Annotated in this window: 14 protein-coding genes; 8 read left to right on the forward strand and 6 right to left on the reverse strand. The window is 57.8% G+C overall.

Annotation, left to right across the window (positions count from 1 at the left end; translation table 11 throughout):
• Positions 1-68: 68 nt before the first annotated feature.
• Complete coding sequence (locus tag AC2IAX_RS00065) at positions 69-1646, reverse strand: septum site-determining protein MinC (RefSeq protein ID WP_494388780.1); 1578 nt, start codon at positions 1644-1646, stop codon at positions 69-71.
• 107 nt (positions 1647-1753) lie between these two features.
• On the opposite strand from AC2IAX_RS00065, the gene tftA reads away from it, so the two are divergent.
• The 6 genes from tftA to AC2IAX_RS00095 all read left to right on the forward strand — a co-directional run bounded on the left by tftA (position 1754) and on the right by AC2IAX_RS00095 (position 10401).
• Positions 1754-3085, forward strand: coding sequence for a hormogonium tapered terminus morphoprotein TftA (tftA, locus tag AC2IAX_RS00070; protein WP_494388781.1), 1332 nt, complete (start codon positions 1754-1756; stop codon positions 3083-3085).
• Between the two features lie 421 nt (positions 3086-3506).
• On the forward strand, positions 3507-5120 hold the full coding sequence (gene lysS, locus AC2IAX_RS00075) for a lysine--tRNA ligase (RefSeq protein WP_494388782.1): 1614 nt from the start codon (positions 3507-3509) through the stop codon (positions 5118-5120).
• Positions 5121-5208: 88 nt separating this feature from the next.
• Positions 5209-6294 (forward strand): RsmB/NOP family class I SAM-dependent RNA methyltransferase, encoded by a 1086-nt coding sequence (locus AC2IAX_RS00080; RefSeq protein WP_494388783.1) that lies wholly within the window; start codon positions 5209-5211, stop codon positions 6292-6294.
• A gap of 80 nt (positions 6295-6374) precedes the next feature.
• Positions 6375-7124: a hypothetical protein gene (locus tag AC2IAX_RS00085; protein WP_494388784.1), complete on the forward strand. Its 750-nt coding sequence runs from the start codon at positions 6375-6377 to the stop codon at positions 7122-7124.
• Positions 7125-7481: 357 nt separating this feature from the next.
• The gene (locus AC2IAX_RS00090) at positions 7482-9530 is read left to right on the forward strand and encodes a HEAT repeat domain-containing protein (protein ID WP_494388785.1); all 2049 of its coding nucleotides are present in this window, start codon (positions 7482-7484) and stop codon (positions 9528-9530) included.
• 190 nt (positions 9531-9720) lie between these two features.
• Positions 9721-10401, forward strand: a complete 681-nt coding sequence (locus AC2IAX_RS00095) for a DUF1361 domain-containing protein (RefSeq protein ID WP_190529701.1) — start codon at positions 9721-9723, stop codon at positions 10399-10401.
• A gap of 24 nt (positions 10402-10425) precedes the next feature.
• On the opposite strand, the gene AC2IAX_RS00100 is transcribed toward AC2IAX_RS00095, so the two are convergent.
• Positions 10426-10701, reverse strand: coding sequence for a YggT family protein (locus AC2IAX_RS00100; protein WP_099532210.1), 276 nt, complete (start codon positions 10699-10701; stop codon positions 10426-10428).
• A gap of 327 nt (positions 10702-11028) precedes the next feature.
• Here AC2IAX_RS00100 and AC2IAX_RS00105 point away from each other — a divergent pair, with 327 nt between their 5' ends.
• On the forward strand, positions 11029-11649 hold the full coding sequence (locus AC2IAX_RS00105; protein WP_494388786.1) for a hypothetical protein: 621 nt from the start codon (positions 11029-11031) through the stop codon (positions 11647-11649).
• A 37-nt stretch (positions 11650-11686) separates the two neighbouring features.
• Here the strand turns inward: AC2IAX_RS00105 and AC2IAX_RS00110 are convergent, their stop codons facing one another.
• From AC2IAX_RS00110 to AC2IAX_RS00120, 3 genes are all read right to left on the reverse strand, one after another.
• Positions 11687-12760, reverse strand: coding sequence for a pentapeptide repeat-containing protein (locus AC2IAX_RS00110; protein WP_494388787.1), 1074 nt, complete (start codon positions 12758-12760; stop codon positions 11687-11689).
• A gap of 177 nt (positions 12761-12937) precedes the next feature.
• Positions 12938-14110: an AI-2E family transporter gene (locus tag AC2IAX_RS00115; protein WP_494388788.1), complete on the reverse strand. Its 1173-nt coding sequence runs from the start codon at positions 14108-14110 to the stop codon at positions 12938-12940.
• A gap of 92 nt (positions 14111-14202) precedes the next feature.
• Positions 14203-14403 carry a hypothetical protein gene (locus AC2IAX_RS00120; protein ID WP_494388789.1) on the reverse strand — a complete coding sequence of 67 codons (201 nt, stop codon included), beginning with the start codon at positions 14401-14403 and terminating at the stop codon, positions 14203-14205.
• Positions 14404-14889: 486 nt separating this feature from the next.
• Here AC2IAX_RS00120 and AC2IAX_RS00125 point away from each other — a divergent pair, with 486 nt between their 5' ends.
• The gene (locus AC2IAX_RS00125) at positions 14890-15822 is read left to right on the forward strand and encodes a class I SAM-dependent methyltransferase (RefSeq protein WP_494388790.1); all 933 of its coding nucleotides are present in this window, start codon (positions 14890-14892) and stop codon (positions 15820-15822) included.
• Here the strand turns inward: AC2IAX_RS00125 and AC2IAX_RS00130 are convergent.
• On the reverse strand, positions 15819-17009 hold the full coding sequence (locus AC2IAX_RS00130; RefSeq protein WP_494388791.1) for a glycosyltransferase family 4 protein: 1191 nt from the start codon (positions 17007-17009) through the stop codon (positions 15819-15821). The two genes, AC2IAX_RS00125 and AC2IAX_RS00130, sit on opposite strands and share 4 nt — an antisense overlap.
• Between the last annotated feature and the right edge of the window lie 9 nt (positions 17010-17018).

A 17018-nucleotide genomic window follows, 5' to 3' on the forward strand; every position in this document is an offset into this window, starting at 1 on the left:
GCGGAACCCGCAAAGACACCTCAATTTAGCATGGTGATCGAGGGGCGATCGGGGGTTGAGGCAAGCGTTTAGGCGGGTGGTTCCCCCAGGCGCGATCGCACTTCATTTTTGGCAAAGTCGGCGGCCGGCGAGATTCGGATCCCTTTTTCGGAAATGTAGGCCACTTCCGGACAGGGCACATCGAGCTTGGACTCGGGAACCCGGGCGGTGCGACTGGCAATGCGCACCTGATTGGTCGCCAGGTTCAGGGCCATGATGATGGCGCTTTCGTTGCCGTTGATGCCTGCGTGGGCCACGCCACAAAGCCGCCCCCAAACGAGGATGTCGCCCCCGGCCGCGATCGCGCTGCCCGGGTTGGCATCGCCGCGAATCACCACCGTGCCCGGATAGCGAATTTCCACCCCCGATCGCAAGGTTTTGTCCAAATACAAACAATCGGGCGCAAGGTCGAGGTTAGGATTAGCCGCGATCGGTTCCTGGGTCGGTGCGGGCGGTGTGAACTGCAGTGCATAGCCCATTTCGATCGCCAGGGCAGCGGTGGCGGGATGGTTGGTTTCCAGCCGGGTCAGCCGCAGTTGCACCTCCTGGAGCGCCTCGGCGATCGCCTTCAGTTGTCTGGCTTCCAAGGCCCGATCGATCGCTTGCAGCGTAACGGGGTCATCAGGTGTCCAGCCCCGTTCTCCCCCATAGAGCCGATGCATGAGTTGTTGCCACAAGTCTGTCCAGGCCAAGCCCCGATCGGGCTGTTCGGCCACAAAGTCCGGCGGCAGCACCAGGCGCACCGGTTGGGTTCGATCGGCGCTCCCTTGGTTGTTGCTTGTTTTAATCTCGGAGGGTTTGACCTCGAAGGGCTTTTGGGCAGAAGGGTTAATCTCGGCAGCCTTGATAGCCTCGACAGCCTCAGGAGCAGCCCCTTGCAATTCTGGCTGGGATTCGGCTGGGGATGCTGGCGGCGATTCCTGACCCGTCGCGGATTCTGTCTCCGCAGATTCAGCAGATTCGGTAGATCCAGTCAATTCAACCCCGCCCGGAATCCAGAGGCGCACTTGGGGCCCCCGTTCCCCGGTCAGATCCGCCACGGGGCGATCGGCTCCCGTCAGCAATTCCCGCGCCAGCTTAGCTGCTTCCGGCGACAGGGGCGGCAACTCGGCCATGGGAACTTCGTCGCTGGCTTTCGAGCTGGTTGCCAAAGTGGTGAGCAATTGAGCCGGGTCATGCTCAGTTGCTGTTGTTTCGGCTGAGGTTTTTTCGGCCGGCTGCTGGGTGGTTGTGGGTATGGGTGGCAATTTTGCGCCCCGCAAGGGCATCGCCAAGGCCGACACCAAATCATCGGGCAAGTCATCGCCGTTGGCCACCGACCGATCGGGCAATTCCTCCGGCTCTGGTAAGTCTTCTAACGCTGCAAATTTTTCTTGTTCAAGGGTTTCTAGATTTTGTAAATTTTCTAAGTTTTCTAAATCTTCAGGATTTGGGTGCTCAGAAAATGCAGCAGCTTCAACCATGATCAGCAAACCGGGCGATCGACCCGACAACGGATCTATGCAGTGTACCGGACGGCCGCCAGCTCCGTTGCTTGTGGCTCCAAAACGGTGAATTTCGACCAGATCAAGGGTGGGAAATTCCAACTCGGTTGGCCAAGCAACCACTCGATCGACCTCGGAATCGTTCGGAAGGATTCTGAACACCAACGCTCCTAGTGATTTTTGGGAATCGGGTGATCTAGCATTGGTCGAAGTTCGATCGAGAGTAATTCATGGGGCGGGTTCTCCTTTCAGCGGGCCATGGGGGCTATGAAAACGGGGTTTTGGATCCTGGCATTATGGCGGCAGGAACCACCGAAGCCCGGGAAATGATTTGGCTGCGGGAAGCCACGGCCCAAACCCTGCAACGGCGGGGCGTTGAAGTGCTGATGGTTCCCGATGATTTGAGCCTGCAACAGACAATCGCTTGGATCAATGCCCGAGGGCGCGCCGGGGATGTGGCCTTGGAAATTCACTTGGATGGTTCCAGCAACCCCGCCACCCGAGGCACAACGGTCTATTTCATTGCGAATAATCAGGTGCGCCAAACCCAGGCAGAAATCCTGTTGCGATCGACCCTGGCGCGGGTTCCCCAACTCCTTTCGCGGGGGGCATTGCCCGACACGGCCACGGGGTTGGGGAATCGGCTGTTTTGTCGCCAACTGACGGTTCCTTCGCTGTTGGTGGAAGTGGGCTTTTTAACCAACGAGACTGATCGCACGATTCTCAAAAATCAAGGTTGGGGCATTGCCACCGGCCTCAGCGATGGCCTGCAACAAATTTTGCTGGAATTCCCTGCCCAGCCCTACAGCAGTATTCAAATTGAGGTGAATAATCAGCGCTATCCCGAGCGGGGCGTGCTGATCAATGGCAATTCCTATATCCCGATCGACCTGGCCGATCGCCTGGGCATCAAGGTGGCCACCAACCCGCAAATCGTTCGAGTGCGCTACCAAAACATCGTTTATTTCAAGGCGATCGACCTGCGGCAGTACAACATCTCCGTAGGTTGGAACAGCCAAACCCGCGCCGTCACCCTCCGCACCAACCTTCTGGTTTCCAACACCTTGAAAGGGCAGATCATGGGACTGGGCAGCACCGTTGATTCCCAAATGCTGACCTTTCTGAGAGCCTTTAACCCCAATGCGGGTAGCCAATTTCCCGATTTACCGCGTCTTTACCGCGAAGAGGCGATCGCCGAGGGTGTCAATTTTGATCTAGCCTTTGCCCAAATGTGCGTGGAAACGGACTTTCTGCAATTTCCGGGCCCCACCAAATCCAGCCAAAACAACTTTGGGGGGCTGGGGGCCTTGGGCGGCAATCCCGAGGGGGCTTCCTTTGCCAGTGCGCGGCTGGGGGTGCGGGCCCACATCCAACACCTCAAGGCCTACGCCAGCACAGAACCCTTGGCCAATGCGGTGGTGGATCCTCGGTTTAGCTTTGTGCCGCGTGGCGTGGCTCCCACGGTGGCGCTGCTGAGTGGGCGTTGGGAGGCGGATATGAACTATGGCGATAAGATTTTGTCCCGCACCCGCCAGCTCTACGAGGTTTCTGGGTTGTTGTAGGGGTGATATTGGCCACAATCCCGATGGCTGCGAGTGCTGATGGTGGTCACTCGGGCTGGTAGCTCAGGGCCCTAGGGGTCGATCGAGTCGGGATCCAAACCCATCCCGGCTCGATCGGGGGAATTGGGGCAACCATCGGTTTGTCCTCAAGATGGCAATTGGTCTCAATTATGCCAACGGGCGATCGGCCGGGTTGGACGAAAAGCGTTGAAAGGGACTGGATTGCTGGATTAACTGAATCAACCTGATCGACCCAAGCCGCTCAATTAGTCTTTGGCAATGCAGCGTTTTCAGTGTCCTTTCAGGGGCGATCGCGCGTAAAAGGCCCCAAGTCCCTAAAATGAATAGGCATTTTGCAACCTTGGCATTCTGCACCCATCTTTTTCTGTAACCATTACCTCGTCATCACCGCCCCACCGCCATGAGTTTCTGGGCAGATAAAATCGCCGCCGACGCACAGGGTCCACAGATCGTTAACGACTCCAAAACGCCATCGGGGCGTGTTCACGTTGGCTCCTTGCGGGGAGTCGTGATTCACGACACGATCTATCGCGCCCTGAAACAGGCCGGCAAGCCCGTGAAATTCATCTACGGCGTGGATGATTACGACGCGCTGGACACCGTGCCGCGCTACCTCGATCGGGAAAAGTTTGAGCGCTATTTGGGCTGGCCCCTCTGCAATGTGCCCTCGCCCGATGAAACCGCACCGGGCGATCGCGCCAGTGATTACGCCAAATATTTCATGGGCGAATTTCTGGATGTGTTTGAGTATTTGGGGGTGCGGCCCGAGATTTATTACCTGCGGGATTTGTATCGATCGGGCAAGCTGAATCCTGCGATCGATCGCTTCTTGAAAAATGCCCAGTTGGTGCGTGAAGCCTATAAAGAAGTCAGCAAGGCCGATCGCCCCAGCAACTGGTATCCCTTCCAGGTGATTTGCGAACATTGCGGCAAAATTGCCACCACCCAAGTCACCGACTACCAAGATGGCAAAGTGTTCTACACCTGCGATCCCAATGCCACGGACTACACCCAAGGTTGTGGCCATTCCGGTTGGGTTTCGCCCTTCGATGGCAACGGCAAACTGCCCTGGAAAGTCGAGTGGGTGGCCAAGTGGGAATTGCTGGGCGTGACGATCGAGCTAGCCGGTAAAGACCATTCCCAAAAGGGCGGCTCCCGCGACGTAGCCAACGCCATTTCCCGTAAGGTTTTGGGTCAGCAACCGCCCTTCCATTCGCCCTACGAATTCATTTTGGTCAATGGCACGAAAATGAGTTCTTCCAAGGGCATCGGTTCCAGCGCTCGCGAAATTGCTGATCTGTTGCCGCCGCAGTTGTTGCGATTTTTGATGTTGCGCACCCCGCCCCGCACGGCGATTAACTTCGCACCCAACTACGAAAGCATCACGCGTGTGTTCCGCGATTACGACAATTTGATCGACAAATATCGCCGAGAAACGATCGCCAATGGCGGCCAACCACCGGAACTGAACGAAGATTGGATGGCGCTGTTTTATGCCCAGTTGGATGGGGAAATTCAGCCCTACCAACCCTTTGAATTGAGCACGGCGATTTCGCTGTTGCAAGTGCCCCATTTGGATGTGGAAAAGGAAGTGGCGGCGCGATCGGCTGAACCTTTGAATGATTACGATTGGCAAATTGCTCGCGAACGGATTTCGGCTGCTCAAAAGTGGCTGAATGACTACGCCGACGAAGAAGAAAAGTTGGTGCTTTATCTGGATACGATTCCGGAGCGGGCGAATCAACTGTCGCCGGAACAAACTAACTATGTGGAAGCCTTGCTGAAGACCTTGGCAACGGTTGAGAGCTGGGACGGCGAATCCCTGCAAACGGCCTTGTTTGCCACAACGCGGGAGCTGGATTTGAAAATGCCGGTGGCCTTTTCGGCGATTTATCTGGCGTTTTTGAACAAGGAACGGGGCCCGAAGGCGGGGCCGCTGCTGTCCTACTTGGATCGGCAACTGGTGCTCGATCGCCTGCAAGCGGTGTTGGATCTGAATCGCGCCGCCGTTTAAGGAACCAGTGGCGCACTGATCCGAGCTGTGATCCTGGGGGGCAAGGGGCTTAAGCCCCTTGTCTACTTACCGTTGGGGGCGAGTGGAGATGGGCAAATCGAAGAAACGATCGACCAAACCAGCGGCAGCGGAGCCGATCGCGGTGGAGCCGTCGCGGCTGTTGCTGAAGCTGGCCGATCGCCTGTTTGGGGACACGATCGAGCGATCGGCCTTTGTCCAGAGCCTTGGCCAAGCCCAGCGGTTTGCGCCCTGTTTGTTGTGGCTGGCCGATCGCCCCGATCCGTCTCCCTTCGCGGCCCTGCTGCCTTTGGCGATGCAGCCGGCCTGGGTCGATCGGCTCGATGTGACCGCCGACCAATCGGCCAACCGGCGACCCGGCAAGCATCCCCTGCACGAAGCGGGCGCGTTCTATTGTTTGGATTTTTCTTCGGTGTTTGCGGCTTCGGCCCTGCTGGCAATTCCCGATCGGGTCGATCGGCTGGTGGATCTCTGCGCCGCGCCGGGGGGTAAAAGTGTCTTTGCTTGGCGGGCGCTGAAACCGTCGCTGCTGGTGGCCAATGAGGCGATCGGCAAACGGATCGGCATGTTGATCAGCAACCTGAAACGCTGCGGCCTTGACCCGGCGATCGCCACCTGTGCCGACCCGGAAACCTTGGCCCAGGCGATTCCCGGCTGGGCGGATTTGGTGATTGTGGATGCGCCCTGCTCGGGCCAATCCCTGTTGGCTAAAGGGGAGAAAAATCCCGGTTGTTTTCATCCCTTGACGATCGGGAAAAATGCCAATCGCCAAAAACGAATTTTGGCCAATGCGGCGGCCCTGGTGGCTCCCGGCGGCTGGTTGGCCTACATGACCTGCACCTACGCGATCGAGGAAAACGAAGGGGCCACCCAATGGCTGCTCGATCGATTCCCCCACCTGGAGCCGCAACCCGTTCCGGCACTGGAGCCTTGGCGATCGACCCACGCCGCTTTTCCTTGCTATCGAATGTTTCCCCAGGAGGGCTTGGGGGCCGGTTCCTTTGTGGTGTTGCTGCGGGATGGGCGAAATGGGCCAACCAATCCAGAATCAGTCAATCCAGAATCAGCCAATTCAGGGCGATCGAGCTTATTCGGTGATCACGGAGCCTTGCAGTCCCTGATTCGTTGGCGATCAGATCGATCTAAGCCGATCTAATGAGCAGCCGGGCAATCAGCAACGCATAATGGAGGGCGTTTCGGGCCCAAGCCTTTTTGCTGTTTCATTGCTGGCGTTCCATGCTCGATCGCATTCTTCCGTTGTCCGTTCACTGGTTTCGCCCGATCGGGCTAATCCTGCTCAGTTTGGGCCTGGGTAGCCTCTCGATCGGCTGCACCAACCAAGTCACCACCTCCCAGCCCGCTGCCCAACCGGGAGGCATCACGCTGCCGGACGTGGCCCCGGCGGCCCTGTTGCCCAGCCCTTCCGCCACCCCCAACACGATCGCCGGATTACTGAAAACCTGGCCACGCTACCAATCGCCCCAGGCCGGCTTTTCCGTGGCGTTTCCCGCCAAACCCCAGGAAGAAACTAGCCGTGTTCCCACCGAAGTGGGGCCGGCGGAAGTGATTATGCTCCGCTACCAAGACCGACCGGCCAAGCGGTTTTATCTGTTTGCTCACAATCGCTTTCCGGTTCCGGCGGGCACGGGGTTGGATGTGGTCAAGGCTTTGGATGCCAGTCGCGACAGCATCGCCAAGGGCATTTCCGCCAAGGTGGTTTCCGAAAAACCCTTGCAACAGAGTGGTTTCCAAGGGCGCGATCTGGAATTGTCGCGATCGGGTGGCTTTGCGGCCCGGGTGCGAATTTTCTATGCCAACGGAATTTGGTATCGGGCCATTGTGGCGGCCGAAGACGGCAAACTCAAGGTTCCACAGGTGCAGGCTTTTTTTGACTCAATTCAACTGATGTCACCTACGGAGCCACGTAAACCTAATGCAGCGCCCGCCCAAAGCAATCCCAGCCCCACCGGCACACCGCGACCCTAGGGGGGGTGACGATCGAGCACCAATGCCACAAACACCAATGCCACAATAGAGATATCAACAGAAGTCTCGACAGGAAATGTATCGATAGACGTATCGATCGCGGCCGCAAGCCAACGTCAGCAAACGGATCGGCAAACGGATTCGCTCCCATTGGTCTAGAAGATGCAAACCTGTTTGGATCGGTGCATTGAAGGAATCAGCAAAGAATCTGAAACTCCTGGCCTACGATTGTCTTGCTTGTGGCATCTCAGGGAATGATGAATAGGAGCCTTCGTCTTTAGGCTCTTGCAAGCGTCTGTTCCAGGCGTTTTCCGCAAGTTTTCTGCAAATTTCGCGCCCCCTTTCGATCGGTTGTTTATGAAGCGAGCTAGTTGGACAGGAGCCAAATCCCGCACCCGCGATCGCGCAGCCCGGGCCATGGCGATCGTGATGTTGGGCAGTTTGGCCACCCCCGGCGGTGGACTGGCGGCCACGGAAACGGTGGCCCAAGCCTTGCTCCAAGTTCAACCGGCCATCAGCGGCCCCAACCGCAGTTCTAGCCAGTCTTTGCCATCCTCAGCATCGATGCCTGTGGCCCAGGCGGCTCCCAATGAATCGCAACCGGCGAATGCTGGGCAAAATTCTGGGCAAAATTCTGGGCAAGATAATTCAGGCAATCAAGGCAATTCCAACAACGATTCAAATAGTAATTCTGATAGCAATAATTCCAATAGCCAGAATAATCAAAATAGTCAGCCCAATAATTCAGGCAATAATCAAAATAATAATCAAAATAATAATCAGAACCAACAAAATAAAAAGCCCAAGAAACCCAAAAACGATCAACGGGCTTTCCAACGCCGAATCGTATTGTTTGGGGCGGCGGGAATTGGGGGGCTTGGTTTGTTGGGGGGCTTGGTTTGGTTTGTTCGCCAAGTTCGGAATAATGAGCATTTTGGTTGGGATGAGGCGGATGCGGAGTCGGAGGCAGATTTTGACCCTTTGGCGGATCCGGATGCCGTAGAGGGTTTGGAGGCGATCGACCCTTGGGGCGCTCCGTTGGCTCCGGCGGCGCGATCGACCCGGCCTCGGGATGTGGGCCCCACCCTCGATGCCCACAGTGCGGCGGTTCACAATGGTCAAAATGCTATGGCGTTGGAAACGGCCGCCCCGATCGCACCGCCGGAGATCAAGCCAGAATCGAAACCCCGTCGCCGGTTGTTTCCTTGGCAAAAACCAGCCCCAGCAGCCAATGCGGAACCTTCGGCCGAGCCTACGGGAACAGCGGCTCCGGCTCCTGCGGAATCCACAGCGCCTGAACCGGCAGCGTCTGCTCCCTTGCCCAGTCCGGCGGCGAACGCTGCTGCGCCGAAAGCCGCACCCAATGCCGCAACCAACCCGACGGCTCCCTTGCCCAGTCCAATGGCCCTTGCGCCTACGCGGGTGGTGCAACCGAGCCTGATTGAGCGGGCGATTCAAAATCTCCGCAGCGACAACGCGGCCGATCGCCGCAAGGCCATTTGGGAATTGGGACAACGGGGCGACTCTCGGGCCCTGCGCCCCCTGATGGATGTGTTGCTGAATGGGGATTCCAAGCAACGAAGCCTGTCGATCGCGGCTTTAACCTCGATCGGGTCGCGGGTGTTGGAACCCACCCTGGAGGCGATGGCCCTGGCCCTGCGGGATCCGAATCCGGAAGTTCGCACCAATGCGATTCGGGATTTAACGCAGGTTTATGAACAAGTGACTCGCCTGAGCCAAATGATGGGCATGGCGGCCCGCGACCCGGATCAACAAGTCCAACAGACCGCCAGTTGGGCCCTGGGCAAGTTGGAACAGGTGCGGGCGATCGCGGAAACGGTTCAAACCGGCGGCAGCAGTGCGTTTAATGCTTCATCTTTGACGGAATCGCCCCTGATGGCAGGCATTGCGCTGCTGGACAATGACCAGCCAGCGGAAGCGGCTCCCCTGCTGGAGGCGGCGATTCGGCAACATCCCAGCGATCCCGATGCCCATTTGGCCCTGGCGAAGGCTCTGGAGGCCCACGGCGCACAGGCCCAGGCCCTGCAAGCGGCGATCGCGGCGAGAGATCTTTACGCCTATCAAGGCCGTGGCGAAGCGGCTAAGGCGATTGAACAGACTTGGCAAGCAAGGGGGCTTGACCCGGATCAGGCGGCCTATCGTGTGGCCTGGGCTGGGGTGTTGATCCAACAGGAGCAGTGGGACGAGGCAACGAAGGAACTGGAGCAGGCGATCGCCCATAATCCTCACGACCCGGAGCCACACCTGGTGCTTGCCCGTCTACGTCGATCTCAACACCGTTCTGCTGAGGCGATCGAGCATCTGAAACAGGCCCGAGATTTGTACTTGGCCTTGGGAGACCAACCGGCAGCCGATCGATTACAAACCTTGATTCAGTCTTCCTGAGAGGATCTGGGTCGGGTTAGATTTGCTCGATTGAATTTGCCCAATTGAATTTGCTCGGTTGAATCTATCTGGTTAAATTTGCCCGGTTTAACTTGCCTGATTGAATTTGCCTGATCGAATTTGCCTGGCTCAATTTGAACCGTCCTCAAACGCTTCTGATCTCAAACGCTTCTGATCAAGGCGATCGGCTATGGAACCCCTTCTCAAAACATTGGCGCAGTGGCTGCGGATTACGATCGCACTCTGGGCCGATAACAGCTATTGGATGGCTTGGAATTTATTCTTAGCCATTGTCCCTTTGGGAATTGCCGCTTGGCTCTTTCGACACCGCCCCGCTCGATCGCCCCGATCGCCCCTGTGGTGGGGGCTGGCGATCGTGTTCATTTTGTTCTTACCCAATGCGCCCTATGTCTTGACCGATTTGATTCATTTGGTCAACGACATTCGCTATCGCTACACGTCCCTTTGGGCCACGGTGATGATCGTGATTCCGCAATACGTTCTGTTTGTGGCCGTGGGCTTTGGGGCCTATGTTTGGTCACTGGTGTGGCTGGATGGATGGCTCCGGGCGATCGGGCGCAGCCGCTGGATTCCGCTCATGGAACAGTTGCTCCATGGCCTGTCGGCGGTGGGGGTGTTTGTGGGCCGGTTTTGGCGCTTCAACAGTTGGGACTTGTTCACCCAACCCCATACCCTGCTGGAGCGGATGGCCAACGACTTGGCGGCCCATCGTCCGGCCCTGGTGATTGGATTGATTTGGGGCGTGTTGGCTGGTTTGTATGGGCTGCTGAAACCCTTCGCCATTGGCTATGGTCTCTATCGCCAGCAACAACACCAGCCCGATCGCCCCTCGTCTCCGGGCCAGCTCTGAACCATTGGTGACCGGGCCCTCTGGCTACAAGGCCATCACAGCGCTGCTGACCAATTGGGACAGCAATTGCAGCGCCAAAATGGCCAGCATAGGCGAAAAATCTAAGCCACCCAGGGGCGGGATGATCGATCGAAACAGATTCAGGTAAGGATCGGTTAACTGCCCCACTGTGGCAAAGGGCTGGGAAAACCAATCGATGTTCGGAAACCAACTAAGCAGAATCCGAATGAAGATCACCAACGTATAAATGTTGACGAATTGCAGGATGGTGTTGGCCAGCAGGTTGATTGAAGTATCCATGGGCAAGTACCGAAAAAAAATCGCGCCTTCAAAGGCAGCAGCGCAAAAGTGCAACGCACATCATAGTAGGCATCATAGGCGCAAACACCCGTGGCGGGGCGATCGGGATCCGGTTCGGCTTTGAGGAGATAACCGACCGTCTCCAGGAATTGCCCCCAAGAATTACCCCCAAGAATTACCCCCAAGAATTTAGAGGGATCCCCTTGGCAGCGATCGGGATCCAGCTCTTAAGCTGGGAACAGCCCCTCAAGCTGGCCACTCGATCGCATCACCGAGGTGGCAGCGGTTGGTGACATGGGGGCCCCAAGCGGAAACGCGGAGATATGAATGGACGATTGGAGAGATGATTGGGCCGGGAACTGGGCTAAGAATCTTGAACAGTGGTTGACCCCCATTACTCGGGATTGGGAGCCGATCGCCCGGGAAGTGGAAGCCACGATGGATGCAGTGATCGCCACCATGGCCGAATCGGTGGAATCAACCGTGACCCAGGTGGATCAATGGCTAACGGATTCGGCCCGGGAACTGGAGCAAACGGCCCTTAACCTACAGGAGCAAGTGGAAACCCATTTGGCTGAACAGTGGGGAATTGAGGTCGATCGACTGTGCCAGGAGGTGGACGGGGCGATCGAACAGTGGGCCACTGAGGTGAACGATTGGTTAGCGCCCCTGTGGGCAGACTGGGCGGAAACCGGTTTTCCGGTCAATCCTTTCACCGCCGAAGAACCGGAATCGGAGGGCGACCGGGCAACTTTGGCCCCGCCGACCCTCAACCAATACGATGCGCTTTACGACCAGCTCAACCCCAAAGTGCCGCCGGTTGACCGCCATGCCGCCTGTGTGGGCTGTCGCCACTACCATGGCCGGGTCTACAATGGCACGCTGCTGATCTGCGGGATGTATCCCTTTGGTTGGACGGAGGGTGCTTGTCCTGATTGGGAAGCTTAGGTGCAATTCCAGGACTGGGGGCAATCCTGACCCATTGCTAGGGCGATCGCCTCAGATCCGCCGGGACGATCGCCCCATCCAGCTTGGCCCCCGTTAACCGCACCATCAGCCGCCCACCGACGGTCATTTTGGCATTGGTCAAATTGGCTCCCCGGAGGTCAGCCCCACTCAGGTCAGCCCCGATCAAGTCCGTGCCGCTCAGGTCGGCCCCGCTCAGGTTCGCTTGCAGCAGGTTGGCCCGAAACAGCCGGGCCCCGCTCAGGTTGGCCCCGCTCAGGTTCACGCGGTGCATAAATGCATCCGTCAAATCAGCTCCCGCTAGGTCAGCCCCGCTGAGGTTTCGGCTCGCAAAATCCCGTTCCCGCAGGTTGGCTCCGCGCATTTTGACTCCGCTCAAGTCGGCAGCGGGCCGAGGCGGCGGTTGATCTTGCCATTGGGGCGGCACGATCGGGGGGCGGGGTCGTCGGGGTGGGGGTTCGGGCGATCGATTGGCGGTCGTTTCCGCCGTGGGGTCACCGGGGGGATGGCTACTGAAGGGCGATCGACGGGGTGTTTTCCAAGCGAACGGCTCCGGTTCGGGATGGATGCCTGGGCCGTGAACCGCCCCCGTTGATGCACCCTGGGTGCTGTATCCGTAGGCGCTGGATCCACTGGAGCCATTGGCACTGGCTCCGTAGGTTCCTGCTTTGGGGGTTGATTGCCCATTGGCCCCAAAACCTTGGGCCGAGCCGCCCTGGTTCGTACTGTGGTTCGTACTGTGATTAGCGCCATTGCTGGCACTATGGCTAGCGCCGTGATGATGCACACCGGCATGGTATGGGTTTTTGTGGTGATGCGCTGTCGATCGCCCATGGGGTTGGGCGACGGTGCGTTCCGCTGGGGCCCCGCTGCTGGGACGCTGCCGAAAATGGGCCCGAAAGAAGCCCCGGGCTTCATTGAGCTGCTTCAGTTTTTCTTGGGCCTTGGCTTTCAAACGGGGATTGTCGTCTGGGATCCGATCGGGATGCCAAACGAAAGCCAGGTCTTTGTAAGCCTGGTTCACTTCCTCGGCTGAAGCGCCAGGTTCCAGTTCCAAAATTTGATAGTAGCGCCGACTGTCGCTAAAGGCCATGTAGCGCAAGCACTTGCCCCAACCATGAGCAAGTGGTGAGTTGTTGTCATTTTAGCCGGGTGGCTGTCATCGCGCGATCTGGGTTTCGCGGCGTTGGGGGATGTTGGGCTGTTTTGATCAAACATTCAACTCAACAATCCAAAGTGCTGTACGGTTCGCGATCGCCAATCCTGTAGCTCAGGAGTCTGATGGCTCAGGAACTTGAGAATCATCGCCACCCACGGCCACGGCCGCCGGTAACGCCTGTTCAGAATCGGAATCGATCGCCCCTTCTCGGCTTGATCGCAGCCAGCGCGGCCCCTGATCCCAATGATCCAGCACATCCTCAACCAACACTGCCTGGAACCAAACTTGAGCCACCACGGTCAGCGGCAACGCCAACACCAGCCCCGTGAACCCAAAAAAGGTCGCAAAAAAGATTTGGGCAATCAGCGTCACGGCCGGTAGCAGGGACACCTGCTTGGACATCACCATCGGCGTGAGCAAATTGGTTTCCAACTGCTGCACAATCACGTACCAACCCAGCACCAGCAAGGATTTGAGCGGATCATCCAACAGCGCCACCAGCATCGGCGGCAACACACTCAACACCGGCCCCACATTGGGAATGAACGTCAGCAAACCCGCCAAAACCCCGTGGGCCAGGGCCAGCTTCACCCCCATCAAGGCCAATCCCGTGCCGCTGAGGACACCAATGATCGACATGTTCAGCAAAATGCCCAGCAGCCAAGCATCGAGAGAATTGCGGCAGCGATCGAGAATCGTGATTACCCGCCGCCGATAGAAGGAGGGAAAGAGCTGCACGAAGGCATTGCGATAGGGCAATGGATCGAACAGCATCATCAGGGCCAAGATGGTCACCAACAGCAGGTTGAAGAACCCGCCCAGGGTGCTGGCAAACAGGGCAAACCCGCCTCGAAAGAGCGGATTAATGGCTGGTTGGGCCTGGGTGAGCAAACTGCGGAAGTCGGGGTTGGGGAGAACCGTTTGTAACCACTGGCCCAAGGGCTGTTGGGAAAAGTTGCTGAACCAGGTATCGAGGCGATCGAGCGCCACGGGAACCAACTCGGTCAGCTCCCGAAATTGAGCCGCAAAGGGGGGCACAACCAACAACATGGCCCCTAAGAAAAAAGCCACCAACAGCCCGATCGCCCCAAAAATTGCCTTTGTTCGATCCTGGAGCAGGTTGCGCCCCCGAAACTGGAAGGTGAGCAGGGCGCGGGCCAACCGGTCGATCGCGACGGCAATGGCGATCGCGCCAAAAATCATCAGCACCAACTGCCGCACAGCCCACAGCACATACAGGGCCGCAATAAAAACCAGTAAGCCTAACCAGCGTCCGAGGGTCATGAACCGAGCGTCCTGTGCGATTTCTTGTGCAATTTCCTGTGCAACTGTCTGGGCGATGTGCGGGGTGATTGTTGGGGTGATTGACGGATGACTTACGGGCGATCGGGTTTGCTTTGCTGCCACATCCAACCCGCCAAAATCAGCGATGGCAACAGGATCATGACCCAAGCCACCCAATCTGGCGGCGTGCCGATCGACCCATAGGCCGTTAGCTTGATGGCCACCGACAGCACCACGGACAAGACCGCGACTTTCAGCACCATGCTCAAGGTTTCTGGGTTGGGCGATTGCATCAAGGTTCAGGGTTTCGTCCCAGGGCGGCGATTTTCGCAAATTCAGGCAGCATCATAGCTCACGGCTTGGGAAGCGACCAACTGCGCGATCGATCTGTGCGATTCAGTTGCCTTGGTGGGGGCGATCGAACCGCAACCGTTACCACAACTGTTAGAAGATGTTTGAAAAGTATCTTCTGGCATGGGCCAAGCACCAATAGTCGTGGAAGGGTCTTAAGCCCCTTGTTTACGCTGATCGCTGGGGCGCACAAAGTAGCAATTTGGGCTTTTCAGACATTCTCTGAAGACTGATACAATATCCAGAAAATCCAAGTTCAACCCTCAACATTCCGAGCCTCAAAACTCACCCAACCTTCAAAACCCAATCTTCAAAATTCAAAAAACTTGCAAAAACTTAATTAGCCCCAAAAATTCCACCCTCAAGATCTCATCCCAAAGCTTCAACTCAAAAAAGCTTTAACCCAAACAACTTTGCCTGACCTTTCCATGACCGCCACTGCCTTTGTGAAACCCGGCCCTGCCTCGCGTTTGGTGAATGGGCTGCTGTCCATTAAACCCCTGGCTAACTTTGCCCGTAGCCGCGCCCGCAAGATGATGATTGAGCGGGCTGAAAGCATGGGCATTCCCTGGCGCAAGACGGCCGCTGAGTTGCAAAGTCGGGATTGGTCGGCGGAACTGGCCCAGGTCAGCAACCCCAACCTGACCTACCCGGCCTATTACCTCAATCCCTTCCATGCCTATCCCGACGGGAATTTGGGTTGGGAGCCGGCCAGCGAGGTGGAAGTGGCGGCCTATTCGGTGCATTCCACCATTTTTGGCGAAAAAACCCCGGAAGGGGACGCAAAATTGCGGGCCGCTTACCATGACGTGCTGCAAGCCACGGTGGCGATCGAGCCTCGGGAGATTGTGGACTTGGGATGCAGCGTGGGGATGAGCACCTTTGCCTTGCAGCGAATTTATCCCCAAGCCCAGCTAACGGGGGTGGATCTGTCGCCGAATTTCCTGGCGGTGGCCGCCTACAACACGCACCATTCCCCTATGAATCCCGATCGGGCCCAGCCCCATTGGGTTCATGCGGCAGCGGAAAACACCGGCTTACCGGCCGCGAGCTATGACTTAGTTTCGGCTTGCCTGCTATACCATGAGCTGCCCCAGACGGCGGCGATCGCGATTTTGCAAGAGGCCCGGCGGTTGCTGAAACCCGGTGGCTATCTGGGCATTATGGACATGAACCCCAAATCCCAGATTTATGCCCAAATGCCGCCCTATATCCTGACCCTGCTCAAGAGTACGGAGCCGTTTTTGGATCAGTACTTTGCGCTGGACTTGGGCGAGGCGATCGAGCAAGCGGGCTTTGAGCTGGTCACCGTCCAAGAAACCACGGTGCGTCACCGGGCTTTGGTGGCTCGGGCGCACTAGGGTTGCTGGGCCACCAGGCTCAGGAGTTTGTCCACGGCGTGGTCCCAGGTGAACCGGCTTTGCACCCAAGCGGGGCCGGCCGCCCGGGCCGCCGTTTGCCATTGGGGGTGATCGAGCCAGGTTTCTAGGCAATCAACCAAGGCATCGCAATCCGGCTCCCACATCCAAACGGTTTCGGAAACGCCATCCGGGTATTGAACGGGTTGCTCAATCAGTTGACTGGCGATCGGGAGGGTGAAGGCGGGGTTGGTGAATTCATCGGTGGGCCCGCCTTGGGTGCAAATGACCGGTAACCCACAGCCGATCGCTTCCAACACGGGCAGGTTAAATCCCTCTGCTCGGTAGGGTGAAACGTAGCCGTCGGCCGCTTGATAGAGCTTGGCCATGTCTTGGTAGGACAAAAATTTGTTGAGGTAAATCGTTCGATCGAGCAACCGTTGGGCCCGATCGGATGGCAACAGCGATCGCACCTGATTCACCCAGGCGGCCCGCCCCCGATCGCGCCCATAAACTGCGTCATTGGCCTTCAAAACCCAACGCAATTGGGGCGATCGCTCCATCACCGCCCCCAACGCCAAAATCAACAAATCGCCACCCTTGCGGGGAATTGTGCCCCCCACGTTCAGCAGGACTTGGCAACCCTCCCAGCCCCAGGCCCGCCGCAGGGCCGAGCGATCGGCTGCTGCCAAGGGATGATAAATCTGGGGATCCACCCCATGGGGCAACACCACGACTTGATCGGGCGCTGCGCCGCTGTGGATTAGCCCTTGCCGCGACCAGGCTGAAGGGGTGAGCACCACGGCTCCCCGATCGCCCCCGGCCGCCGCCCACTTGCCCGTTTTTTGGGCGCACCCCATCCATTGCCAATATTCATGGTGCAGCTTGCCAAATTCCGCCGTGGCAAACACCAATGATCGACGGGCGATCGGGTCAGGCTGCAATCGGTAGGGCGAATCGATCCGCAACAGGCCATCCACCGGTTCGCCATCGGGGGCTGGAATTTGGGCCAAGCGGCGCGATCGCTCCGGATCCAATTGCCCCGCGATTGGCTGCCAGCCATGGGCCAACGGTTGCTCGCGATGAAACAGTTGCAGTCCCGATCGCCCCAGCAGCGCCAAGCATTGGAACTGATTCACCGTTGTGTAGGAGTGGGGAGCCGACAGCCAACCTTCCACTAAAAACCGCATTGCCGATCT

The sequence above is a fragment of the Limnothrix sp. HT2024 genome (assembly GCF_059138625.1).